Origin of the sequence: Desulfonispora thiosulfatigenes DSM 11270 (assembly GCF_900176035.1) — a bacterium.
GTDB lineage: Bacteria > Bacillota > Peptococcia > Peptococcales > Desulfonisporaceae > Desulfonispora > Desulfonispora thiosulfatigenes.
Map to the genome: position 1 here is coordinate 325,030 of NZ_FWWT01000022.1, position 23,832 is coordinate 348,861.

Annotated in this window: 18 protein-coding genes; 15 read left to right on the forward strand and 3 right to left on the reverse strand. The window is 31.4% G+C overall.

What is annotated here, in order from left to right:
* The first annotated feature begins 289 nt into the window (after positions 1-289).
* The 10 genes from B8965_RS10515 (at position 290) to B8965_RS10555 (ending at position 10,550) form a co-directional block, all read left to right on the forward strand.
* Complete coding sequence (locus tag B8965_RS10515; RefSeq protein ID WP_084054140.1) at positions 290-1,438, forward strand: Glu/Leu/Phe/Val family dehydrogenase; 1,149 nt, start codon at positions 290-292, stop codon at positions 1,436-1,438.
* 26 nt (positions 1,439-1,464) lie between these two features.
* Positions 1,465-1,674 (forward strand): 4Fe-4S binding protein, encoded by a 210-nt coding sequence (locus tag B8965_RS10520; protein WP_084054141.1) that lies wholly within the window; start codon positions 1,465-1,467, stop codon positions 1,672-1,674.
* A gap of 3 nt (positions 1,675-1,677) precedes the next feature.
* Positions 1,678-2,730, forward strand: a complete 1,053-nt coding sequence (gene vorB / locus B8965_RS10525; protein WP_084054142.1) for a 3-methyl-2-oxobutanoate dehydrogenase subunit VorB — start codon at positions 1,678-1,680, stop codon at positions 2,728-2,730.
* Between the two features lie 2 nt (positions 2,731-2,732).
* The gene (locus B8965_RS10530; protein WP_084054143.1) at positions 2,733-3,470 is read left to right on the forward strand and encodes a thiamine pyrophosphate-dependent enzyme; all 738 of its coding nucleotides are present in this window, start codon (positions 2,733-2,735) and stop codon (positions 3,468-3,470) included.
* Complete coding sequence (locus B8965_RS10535; protein WP_084054144.1) at positions 3,463-4,005, forward strand: 2-oxoacid:acceptor oxidoreductase family protein; 543 nt, start codon at positions 3,463-3,465, stop codon at positions 4,003-4,005. Before B8965_RS10530 ends, B8965_RS10535 begins: the two co-directional genes overlap by 8 nt.
* 106 nt (positions 4,006-4,111) lie before the next feature.
* The gene (locus tag B8965_RS10540) at positions 4,112-6,193 is read left to right on the forward strand and encodes an acetate--CoA ligase family protein (RefSeq protein ID WP_084054145.1); all 2,082 of its coding nucleotides are present in this window, start codon (positions 4,112-4,114) and stop codon (positions 6,191-6,193) included.
* Between the two features lie 34 nt (positions 6,194-6,227).
* The gene (locus B8965_RS12990) at positions 6,228-6,737 is read left to right on the forward strand and encodes an MFS transporter (protein WP_144015906.1); all 510 of its coding nucleotides are present in this window, start codon (positions 6,228-6,230) and stop codon (positions 6,735-6,737) included.
* Positions 6,719-7,474, forward strand: coding sequence for an MFS transporter (locus B8965_RS12355; RefSeq protein ID WP_144015907.1), 756 nt, complete (start codon positions 6,719-6,721; stop codon positions 7,472-7,474). Before B8965_RS12990 ends, B8965_RS12355 begins: the two co-directional genes overlap by 19 nt.
* Positions 7,475-7,634: 160 nt before the next feature.
* Complete coding sequence (gene nhaC / locus B8965_RS10550) at positions 7,635-9,032, forward strand: Na+/H+ antiporter NhaC (protein ID WP_084054146.1); 1,398 nt, start codon at positions 7,635-7,637, stop codon at positions 9,030-9,032.
* A gap of 48 nt (positions 9,033-9,080) precedes the next feature.
* A complete protein-coding gene (locus B8965_RS10555; RefSeq protein WP_084054147.1) occupies positions 9,081-10,550 on the forward strand; it encodes an aldehyde dehydrogenase family protein in 1,470 nt (489 codons plus the stop codon).
* 64 nt (positions 10,551-10,614) lie between these two features.
* Here B8965_RS10555 and B8965_RS10560 read toward each other — a convergent pair whose 3' ends face one another.
* On the reverse strand, positions 10,615-11,193 hold the full coding sequence (locus B8965_RS10560) for a site-specific integrase (RefSeq protein ID WP_084054148.1): 579 nt from the start codon (positions 11,191-11,193) through the stop codon (positions 10,615-10,617).
* Between the two features lie 343 nt (positions 11,194-11,536).
* Here B8965_RS10560 and B8965_RS10565 point away from each other — a divergent pair, with 343 nt between their 5' ends.
* The 3 genes from B8965_RS10565 (at position 11,537) to B8965_RS10575 (ending at position 15,370) form a co-directional block, all read left to right on the forward strand.
* Positions 11,537-12,055, forward strand: a complete 519-nt coding sequence (locus B8965_RS10565; protein WP_084054149.1) for a YehS family protein — start codon at positions 11,537-11,539, stop codon at positions 12,053-12,055.
* A gap of 33 nt (positions 12,056-12,088) precedes the next feature.
* On the forward strand, positions 12,089-12,961 hold the full coding sequence (locus B8965_RS10570; RefSeq protein WP_084054150.1) for a metal-dependent hydrolase: 873 nt from the start codon (positions 12,089-12,091) through the stop codon (positions 12,959-12,961).
* Positions 12,962-13,036: 75 nt separating this feature from the next.
* The gene (locus B8965_RS10575; RefSeq protein ID WP_084054151.1) at positions 13,037-15,370 is read left to right on the forward strand and encodes an HD domain-containing phosphohydrolase; all 2,334 of its coding nucleotides are present in this window, start codon (positions 13,037-13,039) and stop codon (positions 15,368-15,370) included.
* A 282-nt stretch (positions 15,371-15,652) separates the two neighbouring features.
* Here B8965_RS10575 and B8965_RS10580 read toward each other — a convergent pair whose 3' ends face one another.
* A complete protein-coding gene (locus B8965_RS10580) occupies positions 15,653-17,683 on the reverse strand; it encodes a thioredoxin domain-containing protein (protein ID WP_084054152.1) in 2,031 nt (676 codons plus the stop codon).
* A gap of 725 nt (positions 17,684-18,408) precedes the next feature.
* On the opposite strand from B8965_RS10580, the gene hflX reads away from it, so the two are divergent.
* Both hflX and B8965_RS10595 read left to right on the forward strand, forming a co-directional pair.
* On the forward strand, positions 18,409-20,187 hold the full coding sequence (gene hflX / locus B8965_RS10590; RefSeq protein ID WP_084054154.1) for a GTPase HflX: 1,779 nt from the start codon (positions 18,409-18,411) through the stop codon (positions 20,185-20,187).
* A 23-nt stretch (positions 20,188-20,210) separates the two neighbouring features.
* Positions 20,211-22,646 (forward strand): D-alanine--D-alanine ligase, encoded by a 2,436-nt coding sequence (locus B8965_RS10595; protein ID WP_084054155.1) that lies wholly within the window; start codon positions 20,211-20,213, stop codon positions 22,644-22,646.
* A 92-nt stretch (positions 22,647-22,738) separates the two neighbouring features.
* On the opposite strand, the gene B8965_RS10600 is transcribed toward B8965_RS10595, so the two are convergent.
* The gene (locus tag B8965_RS10600) at positions 22,739-23,740 is read right to left on the reverse strand and encodes a tyrosine-type recombinase/integrase (protein WP_159446335.1); all 1,002 of its coding nucleotides are present in this window, start codon (positions 23,738-23,740) and stop codon (positions 22,739-22,741) included.
* Positions 23,741-23,832 lie beyond the last annotated feature (92 nt).

Below are 23,832 nucleotides of genomic sequence, written 5' to 3' on the forward strand. Positions count from 1 at the left end.
TATACGCATATACATATGTGCAATAATATGTAAATATACTAATATACAAATACATAAATATATTAATGTTTAACATAAGAAATATAAATACTCGGCATTTATACTTAATGTTCAACAGCCATACCCCTTGGTATTAAAGGGTTTTAGCTATAAGAGAAATATTGAAACTATACGGAATATTGAAAAAATTTGGATTTGACTAATATAATTAGAATAATGTATGATTGCATACATAGAATACATTAAAAAATACTTACTATAAAACATTGAATTTTAAGGGGGAAGTAAAATGGATATGAAACCATACGCAGTTGTTGAATGGAACGATACTGAAAGTAGTGCAAAAGGGTGGTTATGTATATTTAACTTCGTAAATAATTACAGTGGCGGTGGAACAAGAATGCATCCAACTGTTACAAGAGAAGAAGTTATTAGATTAGCTACAACAATGGGCTATAAATATAAAGCTTGCGAATCAACTACTACTGGTGGATGTAAAGGTGGAATAGCTTATGATTATAAAGCACCAGATGCTAAAGATGTATTAAGAAGATATATAGTTGCAATGGCTCCTTATATTAAAGCAGGAGCATCACTAGGTGGAGATCTAGGGGTTAATTATGGAGATGTTTTAGAAATATTTGATGATTTAGGTATAGGATTGCCACAAACAAATGCTATGAGAAATGATCCAGTAGTACAACAAGGAATTAAAAACCACGATGATGCTTGTTCATTAACTTATGATGGATTTTTAATGTACGATATGATTACTGGTTATGGCTTAGCACATGCCCTTGATGAAGCTTGGCAATTTAAAAATGGTAAAAAAGGCGCTGGAGTAGTTATTCAAGGTTTCGGTTGTGTTGGTGCTAGTATGGCTAATTGCTTAGATAAAATGGGATATAAAATTGTCGGAATTTCTGATGCAAACTGCTTAGTTTCTTGCCCAGAAGGATTAGATGTAAAAAAACTTATCGCAACAAGAAAACCAAAAGGTGAATTAGACCAAGCTGCATTTGCTGATAACTACACTGTAAGTGCTAATACAAGTTGGCTTGATGTAGATTGTGATATCTTAGTACCAGCAGCATTAGAAGATGTAATTAATAAAGATAACGTTAACGACGTAAAAGCATCCTTAATAGTTGAAGCTGCAAATATTCCTGTTACGGCTGAAGCTGACGAAGTATTAACTAAAAAAGGCGTGGATATTTGTGTAGACTTCGTTTCAAATATGGGTGGAATCAGAATATATGAAGCATTGGTATTTGGTATAGTAGATAAAATTCCTGAAGACATCGTTAATGATACAACTTCTTTAATTCGTAGAAATACAAGAAAAGTATTTGAAGAAGCTAAAAAACAAGGTAAAACTCAACGTCAAGTTGCAATGGAAATATTTGCTCCTGATACTTCTGATACACCAGACATATAATACAGTTCTAAATTTGGAGGTATATTATGAAAAAATTAATTATAAGTAAAGAAAGTTGTAAAAGTTGCAAATATTGTGTAAAAAATTGTCCTAAAGGGGCACTTTCAATAAAGGGTGAAATTAACGCAAAAGGGTATCCTTATGTATCGGTTGACCATGATAAGTGCATAACTTGCGGTATTTGTTATAATGTTTGCCCAGACTATGTATTTGAAATTGTAGAAGTGGAGGTATAAGAGATGAGAGAGCTCATGAAAGGTAACGACGCAATAGCTGAAGCAGTAGTAAGGGCAGGATGTAGATTTTTCTCAGGATATCCTATTACACCTCAAACAGAAATATTAGAGTATCTTTCTGTAAGACTTCCAGAGGTTGGTGGAAGTTTTGTACAAAGTGAATCTGAAATAGCTGGTATATCAATGGTATATGGTGCAGCTGCAGCAGGAATGCGTGCTATGACAAGTTCATCAGGACCTGGATATAGTTTATTGCATGAAGGAATTTCTTATATTGCTTCAGCTGAACTACCATGTTTGATTGTTAATGTAATGAGATATGGTTCGGGTCTTGGGGATATTTATGTGGGACAAAGTGATTATTGGCAAGCTGTAAAAAATGGTGGACATGGTGATTATCGTTCAATTGTTTATGCTCCAGCATCAGTACAAGAAGCTGCTGATCTTGTATCACTTGGTTTTGATAAAGCTGAACAATACAGAAATCCAGTAACACTTTTATCAGATGCTTCTATTAGTCAAATGATGGAACCAGTAGAAATGCCTGAAATGAAAGAACATGATCCTGATAAATTTGAATGGTCATTAAAAGGTAGAGGAAAAGGACCTTCTAGAAGTGTAACTTCAGTAATGTATTTCCAAGATAATCATGATGAATATATGGCTAAAAAGTATAAGAATATTGAAGAAAATGAACAGTTATGGGAAGAAACAAATACAGAAGATGCTGAAGTAATCTTAGTTTCATATGGTATATCTTCACGTGTTTGTGATGAAGCTGTAGCAATTGCAAGAAAAGAAGGATTAAAAGTAGGACTTATTAGACCTATATCTTTATATCCGTATCCAGTTAAAGCTTTTGAAAAACAAAAGAATGTTAAAGCTTATATTTCAGTAGAAATGACTGCACTAGCTCAAATGGCTGAAGATGTAGCATTGGCTTGTAAAATGAAGCAGCCGGTTTATGCTTTAGGTGGCATGAATATTTTTGAACCTTCAGATGTATTAGCAAAAGTTAAAGATGTATTAAATGGAACAGCAAAGGAGGTTTTCTAATCATGACAAAGAAAAAACCAGCAGCTTGTTTTGTAGATAATAAGTATTGTGCAGGATGTGGACACGGAGTTATAAACCGTTTAGTTGCAGAAGTTTTAGAAGAAATGGGAGTATATGAAGATTCTATTGGTTCAATTGCAGTAGGCTGTGCTTCTCATATGCCTGAAACCTTTGCTATAGATTGTATTCAAGCTCAACATGGTAGAGCTGCTGCAGTTGCAGTGGGTATTAAAAGAAGTCGTCCTGATAAAACAGTTTTCTCTTACCAAGGTGATGGGGATGCATTAGCTATCGGTTTTTCAGAAACTATGTATGCAGCAATAAGAAATGAAAATATAACAGTAATATTTGTGAATAATGGTAACTTTGGTATGACAGGTGGTCAAATGGCTCCTACAACTTTACCAAATCAAAAAACTACAACTTCTACTAAAGGCCGCGACACTAGCAAAACTGGAGATCCTCTTAATGTTATTAACATGATGAAAGGTCTAAATGTTGCTTATTTAGCTAGAACTTCTATAACTAATAACGCTAATATATTAAAAACAAAAAAGGCTATCAGAAATGCTTTTGAAGCACAACAAAATGAAGAAGGTTATTCATTTGTTGAAATACTTTCACCATGTCCAACGAATTGGAAAATGGATCCACTTAAATCAATGGAACATATCGATCAAAATGTTGTACCATTTTTTGAATTAGGTGAATTTGTAAAGCGGGGTGAAAAAAATGCCTAATCTTATATTTGCAGGATTTGGTGGTCAAGGTGTCTTAACCGCTGGACTGATTGTAGCGCAAACAGCTATGAACAATGAAAAAAATGTTACTTGGATACCTTCTTATGGTTCTGAAATGAGAGGCGGAACAGCAAATTGTAACGTTAAGATTAATGATGGCAAGATTGCTAGTCCTTTTATTAAAGAAATAGATATCCTAATTGCAATGAATATGCCTTCAGTTGCAAAATTTGAATCAATGGTAGTTCCTAATGGAACAATTATTACAAATAAAAGCTTAATTAAAGATTATAACTTTAGAAGTGATCTTAAAATTGTAGAAGTTGATGCAACTGCAATAGCAGAAGAAGCAAGTAATCCAAGAGGGGCTAATATTGTTATGCTTGGTGCATTAGCAGCCTCAGGAGATTTATTTGATAAAGATGTAATGGGAAGTGGAGTAGAAGAATTCTTTGCTTCGAAAGGTAGAAATAACCCAAAAAATACAGAGTGCTTTGTAAAAGGTTTTGAAACCTCTACAGTAATAAAAAAATAGCTTAAATTATAATTTGGTAGGCCTGTGAATAAGTTAATGATAATTAAAAAACTATAAAATTTATTCAGGGTCTACCTTTAATTCTATATTCGAAATGAGGGGTAATATGAATATCAATAAATTACTTAGTCCGGAAAGAATTGCAATCGTTGGGGCAAGTGAAAAAGAAGGTTTTGGTGGCGATACATGCCGTAATGTTTTAACTTATATGGATGAAGGAAGCTACTACTTCATTAATCCAAAGAGAGATACTATATTCGATAAAAAATGCTACAACTCTATAGAAGAATTACCTGAAAATATTGATCTTGTTGTAATTTGTACTCCACAAAAAACAGTGGAAGACATAATTAAACAAGCTACTACTAAAGGTGCAAAAGCAGCTGTAGTTTATGCAAGTGGCTATTCTGAAGTAGGAACAAAGGAAGGTATAGAAGCAGAGCAATCACTTATCAAGCTTTGTGAAGAATTAGATGTTGCCCTTATGGGACCAAACTGTGCAGGTTATGTTAATTTCATTAAAAACACGTCTCCTTTTGCTTTTATCTCAGATAAAAGAGAAAGAAAAGGCTCTGTTGGAGTAGTTTCTCAAAGTGGTCAACTTGTACTTTCTATGATGGATAGTCCTAAAATGAAATTTTCATATGCAATTTCAGCTGGTAATAGTAGCGTTTGTAAAATGGAAAATTATCTTGAATATCTTATTGATGATGAGGATACAAAGGTAATTGCAATGTACATTGAAGGTGTAAAAGATGCCGAACTTTTCATAAAAGCCTTAAAAAAAGCAGCACTCAAACGCAAACCTATTGTAGCTTTAAAAACTGGACGTTCTCAAAAGGCACAAGAAATCGCTGCATCGCATACAGGAAGTCTTTCAGGAGCAGATAAAGTGTTTGATGCATTATTCAAAAAATTCGGAGTTATCAGAGTTGATGATTTAGAAGAATTAATGTCTACATCTCTAGCTTTAGCAACTATTAAGAAAATGCCTACAAGTGAAAAAGTTGCAGCAATGAATTTATCTGGAGGAGAAACAGGAATATGCGCTGACCTTGGGGAATTACATGGAATAAACTTTGCAGATTTTACTCCTGATACTTTAGATAAATTAACAGAGTTACTTCCTTCATATGCTACACCTAATAATCCTTTAGATATGACAGCTACACTTTCTTATGATTCTGAAAAGTATGCTGAAGCTTTAAGTACTGTTATGTCTGATCCATCAGTAGGAATTGTAGCAGTTGGTTATACATTATTACAAGAAATTGCAGATCCAGCTATTATTTATATGGCAAAAGGAATTGAAATGGTAACAGAAAGAGAAGATTCTAAACCAGTTGTAATGATTCCATTTACTGAAAATACTAGAAATTTAGAGTATAGTGAAAAGTTAGAAAAAATAGGGGTACCTGTTTTACCAACTTCTAATTATGCATTTAAAATCTTAAAAAATATATCTGATTTTGTAGCTTATGATGTTACTAAACATAATCTTGATGTAAAAATGCCTATGGCAAAAGATGAAAATGAAGTAGCTTTAAGTGAATCGGAAAGTAGAGCAAAATTAGAAAAATACGGAATTCCATTTCCTGGATCCATTGTTGCTAAAACAGAAGCAGAAGCAATAGCAGCGGCTAAAAAGATTGATTATCCTCTAGTAGCTAAAATAGATAGCCCTGATATTCTTCATAAATCTGATATTGGCTGTGTAAAATTAAATCTAAATGATGAAAATCAAGTTATAGAAGCATTTAAAGAAATTATAAATAATGCTAAACAACATTATCCAAATGCACAAATTGATGGTGTTCAAATTACTACTATGGTTAAAAGTGGAGCAGAAATGATTATAGGCGTAAATAATGATCCTAATTTTGGACCATGCTTGCTTTGTGGTTTAGGCGGGGTATTTGTTGAAGTATTTAAAGATACTGCATTGTGTCTTGCACCTGTTTCTAAAGATGAAGCTTACGAAATGGTTAACTCACTACAAGGTATTAAATTATTACAAGGATATAGAGGCAGTAAACCTGCTGATATAGATGCATATGTAGAGGCAATAATTAATGTTTCTAATTTTGCATGTGATAATATTAATAATTTAAAAGAGCTTGATATTAACCCAATATTTGTATATGAAGATAATGTTTGTGCAGTTGATGCCCTGATAGTTGAAAAATGAAAAGTAAACACAAATAAATACTAGGAGGTTATTTATGAAAGATAAACGGCAAAAGTATTTAACTATTTTAGCCCTGTCACTTAGTGGTGGTTCAATTTACCTTTTACCATATCTTAAATATGTATTTTATGATCAACAGTTAGCAGTTATGGGTATTAATAATCAGCAATCTGACTTACTTTTAACTATGTATGCAATGGGATGTATGTTAGTTTATATACCTGGAGGTATGGTTGCTGACAGATTCTCTGCTAAGAAGTGTATTTTATTTTCTTTGATTAGTACTACAGTACTCGCTTTATTATATGCTTTTACTTTTAACTATAAATTATCGTTGGTTATCTGGTTGTTATTAGCAATTACAACAACTTTTGTTTTCTGGAGTTCGTTGATGAAAACAATTAGATTAATTGCTGATGATGATGAACAAGGAAGAATGTTTGGACTTTATTATGCAGGAAATGGAATAACAGGCGCAATTGGTAATTCTACTGCACTATGGGCGGCTGGTCTTTCAAGTGACCCTTGTTTAATGCAGTTTTAGTTATCGCAGCAGCAACTACAATATCAGCTATTTTAGTTGCTATATTTTTAAAAGATGATAAAAAGGCTAAACTTGAAACTTCTGAAGAAGAGAAGTTCCACTTTGGAGATGTTAAAACCTTAATTAAGAATCCAATGCTTTGGATATTTTCAATTGTAATTTTAAGTGGTTACACTTTATATTCAAGCACCACTTACTTTACACCTTATTTAACTAATGTAATTGGTGTTTCTCCAGAAGAATCTGGTATATTCTCAATTATTAGAACGTATATCTTTATGTTACTTGCTCCGGTAGGAGGATATCTTGCTGATAAAGTATTTAAATCTACAAGCAAATGGTTTATGGTAGCATTTTCTGTTCTAGCTGTTTTCTTTATTTCGGTTTTATTCATACCAGAGGGAGCAAATCCATTATTTGTTAGTATATTTACCTTGTTGCCAGGAGCTTTTGGTTTAGCTCTTTATGGTGTAGTGTTCTCCATAATTGGAGAAGCTAAAATACCTGTAGCCGTTACAGGTACAGCAGTAGGTATTGCATCTATTATTGGATATACACCGGATTTATTTATGTCTGCTATGTTTGGCACCTGGTTAGATAAGTTTGGTAACGGAGGATACACGTATATCTTTCTTTTCTTAGCAGGAATAGGATTTTTAGGCTTAATAGCTTCTTCTTTAATTAGAAGAAAATGTAAAATTAATGATAAAGATTGTGATATAACCCAAACTATTTAATATATAGTATGGATTATGTAAAGAAAAACTTTGCATAATCCATACTTAAATTAAAATGTTCCTAGATAATTAATAAAAAAGGTTAGATAGGTAATTACATATATCTGAAATAGATGTAATTACCTATCTGAGCTTAAGCATGGGATGGGGGGAAACTTGCATGACAGATGCAAATAAAAATATTAAACAAATTTCCTTTTTAAAAGCATTAATTCCTATTGTTTTTTTAATCGTTGCCTTGATTTCTACACTGAAATTTTTTGATGGAGATCCTCATATGGCAATCTTTGCTTCTACTATAGTTGCAGGTCTAGTAGCAAAATCAGCAGGACACTCTTGGAAAAGTTTAGAACAGGGTATAGTAGATACCTTTTCTAAGACAACGCAATCAATATTAATCTTTTGTATTATAGGTATCGTAATTAGTACCTGGATTCTTGCTGGGATCGTTCCAGCTATGATATTCTATGGATTAAAAATTATTGCACCTAGTATTTTTCTTATTACATCATGTTTAATATGTGCTATTGTTGCATTGGCTACTGGAAGTTCTTGGACAACAGTTGGTACAGTTGGGATTGCCATTATTGGAATGGGGCAGGGTTTTGATATTCCTTTACCGATAGTTGCAGGTTCGATAATTTCTGGTGCTTATTTTGGAGATAAATTGTCTCCTCTGTCCGATACGACAAACTTAGCATCAGCTATGGCAGAAGTTAATTTATTTGATCATATAAAACATCTTTTATATACGAGTATTCCAAGTTTAATGATAGCTTTAACTATTTATGGAGTTTTAGGAATAAAATACGGAAATGCATCTCTTGATACCGGATCAATAGATCTTTTATTGACTAATTTATCTTCTCAGTTTTATATTTCTCCGGTATTATTAATTCCGCCGGTATTAATTATTGCTATCGTTATTATGAGAATACCAGCTATACCTGGGTTAGTTGGTGGAGTAATTTTAGGATCACTTTTTGCCTTTGTTTTTCAAGGATCAGATATGACTACAATTATTAGAGTTGCTCATTATGGTTATGTATCAAATACAGGAATTGAGAGTGTAGATTCTTTATTAACTAATGGTGGCTTAAATGGCATGATGTGGGCTTTATCTTTAGTATTTGCCTCTCTTAGTTTTGCTGGAATTATGGAAACATCTGGAATGATAAACGCGATTGCAGAAAAAATATTAGTTTATGCAAAAAGAACTGGCTCGCTCATATTAGCCACTGTGCTAACTTGTTTCTCAATTAATATAATGACTGGTGATCAGTATCTTTCTATAATATTTACTGGTAAAATGTATAAAAAATCCTATACTCTTAAAGGTTTACATACTAAAAATCTGTCCAGAACTTTAGAAGATGCGGGTACCTTATCTTCTCCACTTGTTCCTTGGAATGCATGCGCCGTCTTTATGGCAACCACTTTAGGTGTAAGTACTATGGCTTATTTACCTTTTGTATTTTTTAATTTATTTAGTCCAATAATTGCTGTTATTTTTGGTTATTTAAATATAGCTATAGAACAAAAAGATCAGGATATCTGATCTTTTTGTTAATTTAATATAAATTATTAAGAGGAGGAATAGAATATTATGATAATAGAAAATGAATATCAGCTGTTTATAAATGGTAGTTTTAAACCATCAACCGCTAATGAATTTACTAAGGTAATAAATCCGTGTACTGGAAAAGTTTTAACTAAGGTAACTAATGCTACAACTGAAGATGTGGATAGAGCTGTAGAATCAGCGAAAAATGCTTACGGTGTTTGGAAAAATACTAGTGTAATGGATCGAGCAAATTTATTATTAAAATTAGCTGATAAAATTGAAGAAAATGCGGATTATTTAGCAAAAGTTGAAACTATAAATACTGGTAAGCCAATTGTCGAAACAAGAGAAGACATTGTAGCTGTAATAGATCAATTTAGATATTTCGCATCAGCCATTAGGACTGATGAAGGAAGTTATATAAAGCACGATAAAGATAATTTTAGTATTTTAGTAAAAGAGCCCTTAGGAGTAGTGGCGCAAATTATACCTTGGAATTTTCCTTTCCTTATGGCAGGTTGGAAACTGGCACCAGCCATAGCAGCTGGTAATTGTGTAGTGATAAAGCCTGCAACTAATACACCAGTTTCTCTACTAGAGTTAGCAAAAATAAGTCAAGGTATTTTACCTCCAGGGGTTTTAAACGTAATTACAGGATCAGGTAAAAAATGTGGTGAAAATCTTATTATGCATCAAGATGTGAAAAAAATTGCCTTTACTGGTTCTACTGAGGTAGGTTCAAATATAGGGCAAATTGCAGCTTCAAAAATAATTCCTGCTACCTTAGAATTAGGAGGTAAGTCTGCTAATATTATTTTTCCAGATGCTCCAATGGAAAAGGCTATCGAAGGTGCTGCTATGGCAATTTTATATGGACAAGGTCAAGTTTGTTCTTCGGGTTCGCGTCTTTTTGTTCATGAAACTATCTATGATGAGACTATAGAAAAATTAGTTAAGATTTTTAACAGTGTTAAAATTGGTGATCCTTTACGAGAAGATACAAGAATGGGTTCTTTAATAAATGAAACTCATTTTAAAAATGTAATGAACTATATTGAAATAGGTAAAAGGGAAGGCGCAAAACTATGTTGTGGTGGAGAAAGAATTGATGAGGGCGAATTTTCTAAAGGCTGGTTTTTACAGCCGGCTTTATTTAGTGAAGTTGATAATAAAATGAGAATTGCTCAAGAGGAAATTTTTGGTCCAGTTCTAGTCGTTATCAAATTTAAAAATGAAGAAGAAGTAATTGAAATGGCAAATGACAATATTTATGGTTTGGCTGGTGCTGTCTGGACTCGTGATATAAACCGGGCGCTAAGAATAGCAAACAAAACCGAAACTGGCACAATGTGGATCAATGAATATAATTTGGTGCCTTCTCATTCTCCGTTTGGGGGTTATAAAAAATCTGGTATAGGTCGAGAGGTCCATAAAATGGCATTAAATCATTATACACAAACAAAAAACATCTTTGTAAGCTTAGATGAAAGCATAAAAGGTTGGTATAGGTAATTAATACAAACACACAAGCCCTTTAAATTTAAAGCCTTAGACGGCAAATTTAAAGGGCATTTTTTTATAGATTTAAATTTATATACACATTATCGATATCATCTTGAGTAATGCCAATATATCTTAAAGTTATCGAAGGTGCCGAATGATTATATATTTTTTGTAATAATGTGATGTCAATTCCTGCCTGATAAGCATGATAACCAAAAGTTTTACGCAGTGAATGTGTGCCTATTGGTTCTGTTATTCCTACCTCCTTGGCAGCAGCATTTAATATTTCCCAAGCCTGTACTCTGGAGATCGCTTGATTATCCCCTTTTCTTGATTTAAATAAGTACATTTCTGGTTTAATTTCGTCTAGGCTAGTAATATATCTTGTGATGGCTTTTTCTGACGCTTTGTTAACAGGAAATTTTTTTATTTTGCTTGTTTTTGTTTCTCTTAATTCGATATAACTTTTTACTTTGCCTTTATTCATAATATCTTTGATTTTTAATTTTAATAAATCGCTTATTCTAAGCCCTGAATTTATACCTAAAACAAATAATAAATGATTCCTTGACCCAAATGTTTCATTAGCAAGTAGTATTTTCTTTATGGTTTCGATCTTTTTTATCTCTCGTATAGGTTGTACTAATTCCATAAAATGGCCCCTTTCCAATCTTACATAATCCTATTATAAAGCATTAACTGTTATATTAAAAGTAATTATATGGAATCTTTAACCAACGTATAATACGCATTATATGAACGAAACCAATCTTACATAATACTCTTTAGTTAGATTGGTGAAAATGCAGATAAATTGGTATAATTAAGGACTTTAAAGAATGTTTCTAATGTTACTTTTATTAAAAGCGTTTTCGTTTAATTTTTAGTAATTTTGCCTTAGTTCACAATAAGTAGTAAAATACTAAAAAGGGAATGCTATTGATGCTGAGAACGCAAAGGGTGATGAGGATGAATTTAATTAAGGAGGAAGATACATGGATAATAATGATATATTAATCAGATTAAGATATGCCTTAGATATAAAAGATACTGATATGGTGGAGATTTTTAAATTAGGGGAAGTAAAGTTAACAAAAGAAGAAGTAAAAAAAATGCTCATAAAATCTCAGGATACTTTAATGGAAGAAGATGAAGACTTAAGTACTGGAGAAGAAAATTTAAAATGCACAAATCAAATGCTAGATTCGTTTTTAAATGGATTTATTATTTTTAAGAGAGGCGTGCAAGACCCGAAACCTGGACAATCTGATAAAAAAGTGTTAGCTATAAAAGATAATTATAATCTTAATAATATTACCTTTAAGAAATTAAAAATAGCCTTATCTTTAACCAGTGAAGATATTCTTGATATCTTAGAAGAAGCAGGGGTAATTATTACTAAAGGAGAGTTAAGTGCTATATTTAGAAAAGAAGGACATAAAAATTACAAAGAATGTGGAGATCGATATATAAGGAATTTTTTAAAAGGATTGGCTCTAAAATACAGAGGATAAGGAAACTAAATATTAATTTTAAAGAGGTATGTTATGGATACAATCACTCATACATTGATGGGACTTACCGTATATGGCTCTGTGAATAAAGAAAATATTGCGCAACCAACAAAAAAAGCGATTTTTGTAGCAGCTATCGTAGGTAATCAAATTCCTGATATAGATATACTGTTTAACCTCGTAGAAAAAGGTAGGATAATGTATCAAATGTGGCATAGGGGGGTTAGCCATTCCTTACTCATGGCACCCTTTTGGGCTCTAATTATTTATGCAATCTGTTATTTGATTTGGAAAGACAAAGATAAAAGGATTTTTTATATAGCACTTATAAGCGTTTTTTTACATATTGGTTTTGATGCTCTAAACACCTGGGGAACTGGACTTTTTGAACCCTTTTCTTCCACTCGAGTAACTTTAGGTATGATATCGATAGTTGATGTAGTTATTTGGTTATTTATGCTTATGGGCTTTGCTTTTATAAAGTTTAAAAAAACATATCCAGAGTATAAGATTTGGAGAATTGTTTGGATGATAATCTTTGTTCACGTTATAGTTCAGTGTGTGCAAGGTCAAATAATTAGCATGGATGCTGATTTAGCTTATGAAAAATCCGTAATTTCAGCAAGTTTTGTTCCAGGTAATTTTTCAGTCATTGGTAAAAATGAAGATGTGGTTGAGATTTATATTAAGACGGTTTGGGGAGCGAAGAAAAATATTCAGATATTGCATTCTAAGGAAAAAGCAGATTTAACACCTTTGTTTGCTGAAAACCCCAAGGCAGAGGTTTTAATTCAGTGGTCTCCATTTGTCGTAATTGTTGAGGAAGAAAATAGGCTTGGAATTTTTGACCCTAGATTTTACCGAAATGGCAGTTCTTTCTTAGCTGAATATATTGAGAAAAAGTAAAAGGTATTAAAGATACTTATGGTATACTTATCTTAGAAATTTCGAGACAAATCAATAAAAAGGAAATGGTATAAAATGAAAAAATCAAAAGAATTTAGCAAAAACTTACCTATCCGAACGGTATTTATTATTTGTTTTATAATAAGTATATCTCTTACAATTGGAATAATTGGTTATATTGTTTTCACAAATTGGTTTACGTCAATAGATGAAACAATTACAAAAATGGCTGAGGATATGAATAGAGCAGTTGTAAATAATATTGATGCTTTTATTCGTGTTCCGCTAGATATAAACAGCTCTAATAGAGGTCTTTTAGAAAAAGGTGTTGTAGATATTAATAATGAGCTAAATCGGGAAATGTTTTTTGTAAATATACTTAATAGTCAAAAAGGAGATAGTTTATATAGTTTTAGCTATGGTACTGAGTCAGGAGAGTATTATGGTGCTCGTAGAAATAAAAATAATAATATTGAAATAATGAGAAACAATGCTGCTACAGGTGGTCATTCCTGGTATTACTCTGTTACCGAAGACATGACAGCGGGTGACCGAGTAGTTGAAGCTGGTAAATTTGATCCGAGGACGAGAGATTGGTATAAGGCAGCAAAAGAAAGAAAAGTTCCCGTATTCTCACCAATCTATAAACATTTTGTCATGGATGACCTAACAGTGTCTGCTTCAGTACCTATTTATAATCTCGACGGTGAGTTTAAAGGAGTATTAGGTTCGCATATAACGCTTTCCAAGATAGATAATTATTTAAAACAAATTGTAAAACCTGAAAATGCACAAGCTGTTATTGTGGAAAAAAATTCTGGTGAACTAATTGCAAATTCATTAAATATCGATAACTTTGATACTCTTGAAGATGGGACGTTTAAAAGACGTAACATTGATCAAATTGATAATATAGCTATAGTACAAGCATATAATAAATACAAGAATGACCATAGTGAAAGCTTTGATATACACTATGAAAAGTATAGGCTACATTTTAATGTAACCGAATATCATCAGGAAGGTTTAGACTGGGTAATTATTGCTGCACTGCCTAGAAGTATTTTAGCTACAAGTGCTATGAACAGTATTCAAGTGGCTGTAATTTTAACTATTATTTCACTTATTTTATCGGTCCTTATTTACTTAAAGCTGACAAAAAAATTATTAAGCTCTATAGATAGATTAATAGCTACAACTGAGAAATTTTCAGCAGGTGACATGGAGCAAAGAGTAAGTATAACTAGGGATGATGAAATAGGCAGGATAGCTCAATCATTTAATAAGATGGCAGATACAATGTATGGACTTATCAATAATTTAGAGAAAAAAGTAGAAGAAAGAACAGTAGAATTAACAGAAGCTAATAGTGTATTAAGAGAAAAATTGCAACAAATAGAATATTTAAGCTTTTATGATCATTTAACAGGGCTATATAACCGAAGGTATTTCGAAGAATCAATTTTAACATTAGATACTGAGAAAAATCTACCCATTGCTATAATAGCAATTGATGTGAACGGTTTAAAACTCACTAATGATGCCTTCGGACATGAAATGGGAGATCTATTGCTTCAAACTGTGGCTGACATATTAAAAAAAGCTTGTAGGTCAGAAGACATTATTTGTCGTATGGGTGGAGATGAATTTTGCATATTACTTTCCCAAACTGATGAAACTCAAGTTGAAAAATTAAAACAGAAAATCATTTCTGTTGTTTCTAGCACAAAGCTTGGAAGTGTAATAGTTTCTTTATCTATTGGATATGCATTGAAAATAGAAGTTGGTAATGATATAAAAGATATACTTAAGCTTGCTGATAATAATATGTATCAAGATAAGCTAACACATGGTAAAACAATGAGAAGTAAAACAATTGAGACTGTACTCCGAAATATTAACCATAAGTATGACCAAGAGCAAATTCATACCGAAAGAGTTTCCCAGTATTGTGAAGCAATTGCAACTGCCTTAGGTCTTAGTAATAAAGAAATTCAGGATATCAAAATTGCCGGAATCTTGCATGACATTGGGAAAATAATGGTACCAGCTGAATTATTAAATAAGCCTGGCCAGCTAACATCCGAAGAATTTGAAGTAATCAAAAGGCATCCAGAAATAAGTTATCAAATATTAAAAGTAGTGGATGAATATGCTGCACTAGCAGAAGATGTACTTTATCACCATGAACGCATTGATGGTAAGGGTTACCCCAAAGGCCTAAAAGGCAAGGATATTCCCTTAAATGCAAGAATAATTGCAGTAGCAGATGCCTATGAAGCTATGACTGCTAGTAGACCTTATCATAATTCTAAAACTAAAGACGAAGCAATAGCTGAATTATTAAAAAATGTTAATACCCAGTTCGACCTAGAGATAGTGAAGGTATTTGTGGAAGAAGTTCTGTAAAAAATGGACAACTAATTAAACACCTTATTTTACACTCTCATAATGACAAATGAAATGAACTTAAATATTTTTTAAGTTCATTTTCTTTGCCAAGAATTATTATATAGATACTTAAATGCACTTACTATTTTATAGATTTAAGCTTAATAATATCTCTCCAGAATTCTTCTTTAGTAGCCATATTAGTTTCAATTGAATTTATTTTTAATAATATCTTTTAACATTTGCTCCATAGGATATTCCTCCTGGTTATTTACTCGCTTTTAATAATAATATCATTTTTTAAGAATTTAAAATACTTTTAAATTCCTCTAAGCTTGTAAGTGGGGGGTGGCACGAATGATTTTCACAAACAAAAACCGTAGGTTTATTTTCCACTTGCTGATTATTTTCTAAAAAAGGAGCAATACTAATTAAACTTTCTCGTGTACCATTATTCAAAAGATGCGTAGTAGTAAAAGGTTCAAAATTATGTGTTAAAGTATCTTTATATTGCTGCATTTCTTCTTTAGTTCCCATGAAGACAATTTCAGTTGACTTTGATATATTATATAGAAGTGCATTAAATAAAAACGAATGGGCAGTGGGGCTGTTTTCAACTGTTCCACCAAAGGTTTCAAAGATTTGATTTGCCTTATTCTCTAACTCTTGGTCACCTGTAAGTCTAGCTAATTTTAAAAAGTTATAGGCAGCTACAGAGTTACCAGAAGGCATGGCTCCATTATAAATTTCCTTTGGTCTAGCAATTAATTTTTCACTATCCGATCCAGAGAAAAACAAACCACCTTTTTCATTATCCCAAAACAATTTAAGTAATTCTTGATTTAAATCTAATGCTTTTTTCAAATAATGAGGTTCATAATTTGCTTCGTATAGTTCAATTAATCCCCATATTAAAAAGGCATAATCATCCACATAACCCAAATGTTTAGCTTCTTTTTCTCTAAATCTTGCTAAAAGCCGCTTATCTTGATATAAATTAGTAAATATAAAATCCGCGGCCTTTTTTGCCGCTTGGGCATAGTCTTGATTATTTAGAATCCTAGCACCATAACTAAAAGCAGCTATCATTAAACCGTTCCAGGAAGTTAAAATTTTATCATCTTTATGCGGAGGAATTCTTTTTTCTCGATAATCATATAATTTTTTACGCATATTATTATAATCATGATTCTCTAAATCTTTAAGGTCTACCCGAATTAAATTTGGAATATTTTTTCCTTCAAAATTTCCTGTTGAAGTAATATCATACATTTTACAAAAGTTCGTACCTTCTTCTATTCCTAAAAGATTTAAAATTTCAGCTTGATCCCACAGATAAAATTTACCTTCAATACCTTCTGAATCAGCATCTTCAGCTGAATAAAATCCTCCATCTGGAGAAGTCATTTTTTCCAGGACATAGGTAAAAACTTTCCTAGCTACATCACTAAATAATTCATCTTTTGTTATTTGATAAGCCTCTAGATATACTACGGCTAGGAGGGCATTGTCATATAACATTTTTTCAAAATGAGGTGCAAGCCACCTATCATCAGTTGAATATCGTGAAAAACCAAACCCAATATGATCAAACATTCCACCTTTATACATACTTTTTAAGGTATCAGTCACCATGTCTAAAGATTTTTGATCTTTATTGACTTTATAATATCTTAATAAAAACATAAGATTGTGAGGAGTAGGAAATTTCGGTGCTTTTCCAAAGCCACCATACTTAGTGTCGAATATTTTATTAAAAGTTTTAAAGGATTTTTCAATTGTTTGATTTGAAATATTTCCTGTCCTTTCTGTAAAAAAATGCTGATTAACTTGTTTTATAATATCCTCACTAGACTCTAATAATTTTTCATGATCATTAAACCAAACTAAACTAATATTTTTTAAGAGCTCAATAAGTCCAGTCATTCCCATTCGAGTATTTTTAGGAAAATAAGTTCCTGCAAAAAATGGCTTTTTATCTGGTGTCATAATGATAGTAAGAGGCCACCCGCCCTGACCAGTTAAAGCCTGACAATAAGTCATATATAAACCATCAATATCAGGTCGTTCTTCACGGTCTACTTTAATTGCTATATAATGTTTATTCAAAACCTCAGCTACTTCTTCATCCTCAAAAGATTCTCTTTCCATAACATGACACCAGTGACAGGTGGAATAGCCAATGCTTAAAAAAATCGGTTTATTTTCTTGTGTAGCTTTGTCAAAAGCTTCGCTACTCCATGAATGCCAATCAACAGGGTTATAGGCATGTTGCAAAAGGTAAGGGGATTTTTCGTGGATTAGTCTATTGGATTTTCTACTTATGTTCATAAGGCATTTCCTCCTAGTTATATTTAATACCTCAATCGTGTGTACTAACCTTTCTATTTTTCCCAGTTTCAATCTATGTATCCTCTGATCTTTAAGACTATGTAGTAAAAGAGGTTGAGTATAGATAAAAAAGTATAAGAAAATGCAAGAAGGAGAGATTTTGATTATAATAGATAAAAACTTTAAAGGAGTTTAAATCAAAATTAATTACATTTTTATTCATGTAATTAATTTACCATTTACGCTAATAATATATATATATTATTTTAAAGGTGTGGTTATATGGATTTACCTAGTAGGAAAGAAAGAAGACAAAGTGTTAAACAAACTATAAAACAAACAGAAATGAAAAGTATAAGAAGTGCAAAAAATACCAAAAGCACTAAACGTACAAAGATTACCAAAACATTTAGTAATTCCAAAACTAACCCTCACAAAAAAGGATATTTGGGATATTTATTTTTAGTACTTTTCTTACTTATTAATGGGTTTTTAATTTATACCTTAAACACCTTTCTTCTATTATTTTCTATACCCGCACTTTTAGTGTATGTTTTTTTACAGTTTTTCCAAATAAATAAAAAAGTTTTAGTGATAAATCTTATTTGCACCTTTATCTTAACTATTGGTATTTTTGAGGTGTTATATAGACAAAACTTTCAATAGTAAAACCTTAATATGGTATAATATTATAGTAACTAAAACAGGTTAGGTGGTTTTTGAATATGTGTAAGTGTCATGGCGAAATAGGATCGTTAAATAAGAGGATTAAAGAAGAACTAAATAGTTTTTTTGATTATAAAATATTACGCAATCAGATAATATCTCTAGATTTAATTGAAAGTATGGTTACCCTTACAAGAGAAATTAAAAAGGAAATAGCTGTTTGTATTGATAATAAAGGAAAAGTTATTGATGTAATTGTGGGAGAAAAAAGTCTCGTAGAAATACCTAGTTTATGGGTTAAAAGAGATCAGCTTGGTTTAAGTGGGGTTAGATGTATCCATACACATCCTAGTGGTGATTCTTCTCTTAGTGACGCGGATTTAAGTACATTAACTAATCTACATTTAGACTGCATTGTTGCACTAGGAATAAATGATTCTCTTTCATGTAGTATTGCTTATCCTATTAATATGAATGAAAACAATCAAATAATCTATGAAAAGAAGGAACACTTAACTACGGAAGCTTTATTAGAAATACCTTTTGAACAAATTATTCTAGATTTCAATAAAAATTATGAGCCTCAAGGTCTTTTGGTAAAAGAAGCAGAAGAAAAGGCTCTATTAGTTGTTGTAGACTGGTCTAAAGAAACTGAAGAAGTTGTTACTGAATCTGCGGAAGAACTAAAAAATCTAGCAACTACTGCGGGATTAATTGTTTCTGAGACTATTATTCAAAAACGAGATCGACCAGATTCCCTTTATTTTATTGGAAAAGGAAAGCTACAAGAAATATCATTATATGTTCAGCAAAATAATATTGATTGTGTAATTTTTGATGATATGCTTAGTCCATCTCAACAAAATAATTTAATGGATGTTTTAAAGGTAAAGGTTTTAGATAGAACTAGCCTTATTTTAGATATATTTGCACAACGAGCTAAAACAAAAGAGGGGAAATTACAAGTACAACTAGCTCAGCTTAATTATCTCTTGCCACGTCTTACTGGTAAAGGAATAAGCATGTCCCGCCTTGGTGGGGGAGTTGGAACTAGAGGACCAGGAGAAACAAAATTAGAGACTGATAGAAGATATATAAAAAGACTGATTCATAATATTGAGACACAGTTAAAAGAAGTAAAAAAACAAAGACAAATTCATATTGATAAAAGAAAAAACAATAATGTACCTGTAGTAGCTTTAGTTGGATATACTAATGCTGGTAAATCTTCACTCCTTAATATCTTAGCAGATGAAAACGTATTGGCTGAAAATAAATTATTTGCTACCCTTGACCCAGTAACCAGAAAAGTAGTTTTAGATAATAATCAAGAAGTGCTTTTAACTGACACAGTTGGCTTTATAAAAAAGCTTCCTCATCAATTAATTTCTGCCTTTAGAGCAACTTTAGAAGAAATAATTTATGCAGATCTATTACTCCATGTAGTAGATATAACTAATGAAAATTATGAAATGCAAATTAAAACAGTTAATAACGTTTTAAAGGAAATAGGAGTTACAGATATTCCTACTATTTATGTTTACAATAAGGTAGATTTATTATCTGAAATTCCACCTATTAACTCAGAAGATAGTTTTTGTTATTTATCAACAAAAACAGGTGTAGGTATAGAAGATGTAAAAAATATATTAGCAGATCACTTTTTTACTGAGAAAAAGTACGAGGTTCTTATTCCGTATACTGAAGGAAAATTAATTGAAAAAATACACAATATAGGTACTGTTGATAGTCTTTCTTATGAAGAAGAGGGAACTTTAATTTCTTTTACATCATTTACAGATAATGTAGATTTAGACATCTTAAAACATCAAAAATAAAGCAGAAAGTAGAGTAGGTAATAATGAAAAGTTTTTTTAAACTAATTCAAAATAATTTTAACTTAAGTGATGATTTAATGGAAATCATTGAAAAAAGTTATACAAATGTACAAACTCCATGGCAGAAAATATCTGATATTACTGCCATTAATCAATTTAAAATTTTAAAAGCATTTCAAAAACATAAGGCATCTGATTTTCACTTAAATGGTTCTACCGGCTATGGTTATGGTGATGTAGGCAGGGACTTGTTTGAAGAAATATGGGCTAGTATATTTAAAAGTGAAGCAGCTCTTGTAAGATCTAATATAGTTTCTGGAACTCATGCTATAGCAATTAGTCTATTTGGTAATTTAAAGCCAGGTGATGAGGTTATTTCAATTAGTGGTACTCCTTATGATACTTTACTTGAAATTATAGGAAAGAATAAAGAACCTGGTACCTTATCAGAATTAAATATATCCCATAAGGTTATTGACTTAACTTCGGAAGGGGATTTTAATTATGATCAGATAAAAGACGAGATAACAGAGCAAACTAAAATGATTTGCATTCAAAGATCCAGGGGATATAATTGGAGACCATCTTTAACTATAGCTAAGATTAAGAGTATAATTAGCTATCTTAAACAAATTAATCCAAATTTAATTTGTTTTGTGGATAATTGTTATGGTGAATTTGTAGAAGAAATCGAGCCTATCGAAATAGGAGCTGACCTAGCAGCTGGTTCTTTAATTAAAAACCCTGGTGGGGGCCTAGCTCCCAGGGGAGGATATGTTGTAGGAAAAAAAGACTTAGTAAATAATGCATCGCTTAGATTAACAGCTCCAGGTATCTCGGGAGAAGTAGGGTCAGCACTAGATTTTAATCGATTAGCTTATCAAGGTTTATTTATGGCTCCTTTAATCGTTGAGCAAGCTTTAAAGGGATCTATATATACTTCTGAGCTATTAGACGCTTTAGGATATAATGTATCTCCAAAAGCATCAGAAAAACGAACTGACATAATTCAAGCAATAAAATTAGAAAGTCCTGAAAAAATGCGTTTATTTTCAAAAGGTATCCAAAGCGCATCACCTTTAGACTCTCATGTAACTCCTTATGAAACAGCATTACCTGGTTATGATGATGCTGTAATTATGGCTGGAGGAACATTTATTCAAGGATCATCTATTGAATTAAGTGTCGATGGTCCATTTCGCGAGCCATATATTATATATTTGCAAGGTGGCTTAAGTGTGAACCATATTATTATAGGAGTAATTTCGGCAATAAGAGAAATTAAAAAAATTCTCAATAAATTAATAAACTTTGAATATAATTATAAATGTAACAAAAAAAGTTTAGAAAGCAGAGGTTTGATTATGAAAAAAATTAAGGTTGGTTTAATGTTTGGGGGAAGATCTGGTGAGCATGAGGTTTCTTTAAAATCAGCAGCCTCTATAGCCAAAACATTTAATAAAGATAAATACGAAATTATACCTATTGGAATTGCTAAAGACGGTAAATGGTACGCTCCCATAGACATTTCTGGTATTGAAAATTTTTCGCAATTTATAAATACTGAAAATCAAGTAACAATACTACCTTATCCTAATGAAAATAAGCTTATAAATATTAAAGATAATACAGTTGTTAGTAAGCTAGATATAGTATTTCCTGTGTTACATGGTACTTTTGGTGAAGATGGTACTATACAAGGCTTATTGGATTTAGCTAATATACCTTATGTTGGTTCTGGAGTACTAGGTTCTTCAGTGGGTATGGATAAAATTGCAATGAAGGATATCTTTGCTCAGCATGACTTATCCCAAGTTAAATACATAGGGGTGCTTCGTTCCGAAATAGAAAGGGATATTGAAAAGGTGATAGGGGAGATAAGGGATTACCTTGAATTTCCATTGTTTGTAAAACCTGCTAATTTAGGATCTAGTGTAGGTATTAGTAAGGCTAATTCTGTTTTGGAATTGAAGGAATCACTTATTGAAGCTGGTAAGTATGATCGAAAAATTATTATTGAAGAAGGACTTAATGTTCGCGAGATTGAAGTTAGTGTTTTAGGTAATGATAATCCAATAGTTTCCCTTCCTGGGGAAGTAATTCCAAGTAATGAATTCTATGATTATAAAGCAAAATATATTGATAATTCTTCAACTTTAAATATACCAGCTAAAATAGATGAAAAAGTAATTTATAAAATTCAAGAATTAGCTAAAAGGGCCTTTTTAGCTTTAGATTGTGCTGGTTTAGCGAGAGTAGATTTCTTTATTTGTAAAGATATCGGAGAAATATATCTTAATGAAATAAATACATTACCTGGTTTTACATCAATTAGTATGTATCCTAAATTGTTCGAAGTGACTGGAATCATGATGGCTGATTTATTGGAGAATTTAATTAGTCTTGGTTTTGCTAGGTGTGATGAAAAGAATAAAAACTTAACTTCTTTTGAATTTTAATATTTGTAATTTTAATATTTGTTTAGCTAAATTTGCATTGTAAAAATAAACGCTCTAGAATTGTCTATAGCGTTTATTTTTTATAAAATTACTTAAATATTTTCATTTTTTAAGATTGGGTTTTTATCTTTTACTTCTTTTAATCTATGCAGATTACTGTTTACATAAATAGAAGTAGTAGCTAAATTTTCATGACCAAGAAAATCTTGAATATCGTGTATTGATACGCCTTTATCAGCTAGTATGGTTGCAAAACTATGTCTTAACTTATGAGTAGTAAATTTCCTTTCTTCATTATTTAAATTTGCAAGCAAAAAAAGTTTATCAATGATTAATTGTACACCTCTAGTTGAAATGCGTTGTTTTAAACGCGATAGAAATAGAGCCTGCCTATGACCAGTTTTTATTTCATAAGACTTAGGTCTAACTTTTAAATATGTATTTATAGCACTTATGCAGGTTTCATTTAAAGGCAAGATTCTTTCTTTTTTACCTTTTCCTTTAATTAGGATAGCATCATTTTCGATATCCTCTAAATTAATACTTACTAATTCGCTGAGTCTAAGTCCTAATTCTAAAAAAAGAATAATAATAGCTTTATCTCTTTCTTTAAATTTTCCCTCATATGACTTTAGAATTGGTTCAATAATGGTTATTATCTGATTTTCAGTCAAGGAAATTGGTTGCTTTTTTGGTGTGCGAATATCAATATCGCCAATAGGTGTAGCTGCTATTTTATTAGTAAATAATAAATAATCAAAAAACCGTCTTATTGATACTAACTTTCTTTTTTGAGATCTTTCATTATTTTTTAACACTCCAACATAAAAAGACATAAACCTTTGTACATCATTCCACGTCACACTGGTAATAATTTCATTTGTAAGTTCATCAAGTGATGTTTCTTTGAGGATTTGATTTATTTTTTCATCTAAATTAATATTAGGGTTTTTATGAAAAATTAAAATAAATCTAAAGAAAAATGATAAATCAAGCATATATTCATTAACTGTTTTAGGCGTAAGCCTGCGAGTATTTGCAATAAAATCTTGATAGTCAGATAAGTATAAATTTTGTTTAGTTTTCTCGCTCAAAATCATAACCTCCTTATACTTCACCAAATCATAATTTTGTGAAGTTCATATTATTAGATTCTCTAATAACTTATAAATTCCTTTTATTTTTA

Excerpts from the sequence above, each read along its gene's own strand:
- B8965_RS10595 (WP_084054155.1), top strand. The coding sequence starts at position 20,211 with ATGAAAAGTTTTTTTAAACTAATTCAAAATAATTTTAACTTAAGTGAT.
- B8965_RS10535 (WP_084054144.1), top strand. The coding sequence starts at position 3,463 with ATGCCTAATCTTATATTTGCAGGATTTGGTGGTCAAGGTGTCTTAACC.
- B8965_RS10580 (WP_084054152.1), bottom strand. The coding sequence starts at position 17,683 with ATGAACATAAGTAGAAAATCCAATAGACTAATCCACGAAAAATCCCCT.
- B8965_RS10555 (WP_084054147.1), top strand. The coding sequence starts at position 9,081 with ATGATAATAGAAAATGAATATCAGCTGTTTATAAATGGTAGTTTTAAA.
- nhaC (WP_084054146.1), top strand. The coding sequence starts at position 7,635 with ATGACAGATGCAAATAAAAATATTAAACAAATTTCCTTTTTAAAAGCA.
- vorB (WP_084054142.1), top strand. The coding sequence starts at position 1,678 with ATGAGAGAGCTCATGAAAGGTAACGACGCAATAGCTGAAGCAGTAGTA.
- hflX (WP_084054154.1), top strand. The coding sequence starts at position 18,409 with ATGTGTAAGTGTCATGGCGAAATAGGATCGTTAAATAAGAGGATTAAA.
- B8965_RS10575 (WP_084054151.1), top strand. The coding sequence starts at position 13,037 with ATGAAAAAATCAAAAGAATTTAGCAAAAACTTACCTATCCGAACGGTA.
- B8965_RS10560 (WP_084054148.1), bottom strand. The coding sequence starts at position 11,193 with ATGGAATTAGTACAACCTATACGAGAGATAAAAAAGATCGAAACCATA.
- B8965_RS10570 (WP_084054150.1), top strand. The coding sequence starts at position 12,089 with ATGGATACAATCACTCATACATTGATGGGACTTACCGTATATGGCTCT.
- B8965_RS10565 (WP_084054149.1), top strand. The coding sequence starts at position 11,537 with ATGGATAATAATGATATATTAATCAGATTAAGATATGCCTTAGATATA.
- B8965_RS12990 (WP_144015906.1), top strand. The coding sequence starts at position 6,228 with ATGAAAGATAAACGGCAAAAGTATTTAACTATTTTAGCCCTGTCACTT.
- B8965_RS10540 (WP_084054145.1), top strand. The coding sequence starts at position 4,112 with ATGAATATCAATAAATTACTTAGTCCGGAAAGAATTGCAATCGTTGGG.
- B8965_RS10515 (WP_084054140.1), top strand. The coding sequence starts at position 290 with ATGGATATGAAACCATACGCAGTTGTTGAATGGAACGATACTGAAAGT.
- B8965_RS10520 (WP_084054141.1), top strand. The coding sequence starts at position 1,465 with ATGAAAAAATTAATTATAAGTAAAGAAAGTTGTAAAAGTTGCAAATAT.
- B8965_RS10530 (WP_084054143.1), top strand. The coding sequence starts at position 2,733 with ATGACAAAGAAAAAACCAGCAGCTTGTTTTGTAGATAATAAGTATTGT.